At 67.3% G+C, this 1660-nt stretch carries 1 protein-coding gene; it reads right to left on the reverse strand.

What is annotated here, in order from left to right; genetic code table 11:
- Positions 1-147 precede the first annotated feature (147 nt).
- Positions 148-1660, reverse strand: a 1513-nt coding sequence (locus tag GM910_RS26850; protein ID WP_159593953.1) for a trimethylamine methyltransferase family protein, incomplete at its 5' end; no start/stop codon positions are given.

Genomic DNA, 1660 nt, shown 5'->3' on the forward strand with positions numbered 1-1660 from the left:
GCCGCCCGATCCACGGCAAATGACCCTAAACCTCGCGCCAGCTTAACCGGACACCAGTGGGCTTGACCCGAGGATCCATGCCTGAACGGTCCAATAGACACCCTGACAAGGCCCAACTGGCATCCCTCCATCAGGAGGGCCGCGCCCTCATGTAAACGCGTCCGGCATCGATTCCTTGCGCCTGGCGATGAAGTCCTGAAGCGCTTCGTCGATACCCTCGTCCAGCGGCGGCGCCTGGTAGGATTCCAGCCAGCTTCTGGCGAGCTGGTTGGCGCGCTGGGCCGCCGTCTTCTCGCCCTCCGCCGCCCATTGTTCGTAAGAATTGTTGTCGGCGATGGACGAGCGGTAGAAGGCGGTCTGGAAGTTGGCCTGGGTGTGGGCGCAGCCGAGATAGTGACTGCCGGGGCCCACCTCGCGGATGGCGTCCATCGCCTGGCCGTTCTCCGACAGGTCGATCGGCTCGCACAGGCGCTGCTGCATGCCGAGCTGGTCTATGTCCATCATGAATTTCTCGTAGGAGGAGACGAGCCCGCCCTCCAGCCAGCCGGCCGCGTGCAGCACGAAGTTCGTGCCCGCAAGGATGGTCGAATTCAGCGTGTTGGCGCTCTCGTAGGCGGCTTGCGCGTCCGCCACCTTGGAGGCCGTCAGCGAGCCGCCGGTGCGGAACGGAAGCCCGAGCCGGCGCGCGAGCTGGGCCGCGCCGTAGGAGACCAGCGAGGGTTCGGGCGTACCGAAGGTGGGGGCGCCGGACTGCATGGAGATCGACGAGGCGAACGTGCCGAACAGCACCGGCGCGCCCGGCCGCACGAGCTGCGTGAAGGCGGCGCCCGCCATCACCTCGGCCAGGACCTGGGTCAGCGTGCCGACCACCGTCACCGGGCTCATGGCGCCGGCCAGGATGAAGGGCGTGACGATGCAGGCCTGGTTGGCGCGGGCATAGGCCTTGGCCGCGCCCAGCATGGTCTCGTCGAAGACCATGGGCGAATTGGCGTTGATGAGGTTGATGACGACCGTGTTGTTCTCGACGAAATCCTCGCCGAACAGGATCCTCGCCATCGCCACCGTGTCCTCGGCGCGGTCGGGCGCCGTCACCGAGCCCATGAAGGGCTTGTCGGAAAAGCGCATATGCGCGTAGACCATGTCGAGGTGACGCTTGTTGACCGGCACGTCCACCGGCTCGCACACCGTGCCGCCTGAATGGTGGATTGACGGCGCCATATAGGCGAGCTTCACCAGATTGCGGAAATCTTCCAGCGTGGCGTAGCGGCGGGTGCCGTCGAGGTCGCGCACGAAGGGCGGGCCGTAGACCGGGGCAAAAACGGTAGTGTCGCCGCCGATCTCGACCGAGCGCTCGGGGTTGCGGGCATGCTGCGTGAAGGAGGCAGGCGCTGTCTTCAGGAGTTCGCGGCAAAGCCCCTTCGGGAAGTGGATACGGTCGCCCCGCACGTCGGCGCCGGCCTCTTTCCACAAGGCGAGCGCCTCCGCGTCGTCGCGGAATTCGATGCCTATCTCCTCCAGCACCGTATCGGTGTTGGCCTCGATGAGGGCGAGCGCCTCCTCGTCCAGCACCTCGTAGGGCGGCCGGACGCGCCGGATATAGGTGAGCTGCTGGCCGGGGCCGCCGCCGCTGCGCGCCGCGCGCCGGGCCGCCGCGCCGCCG

It is taken from the genome of Chelativorans xinjiangensis, from assembly GCF_009812055.1.
GTDB classification, from domain to species: Bacteria; Pseudomonadota; Alphaproteobacteria; order Rhizobiales; family Rhizobiaceae; genus Chelativorans; species Chelativorans xinjiangense.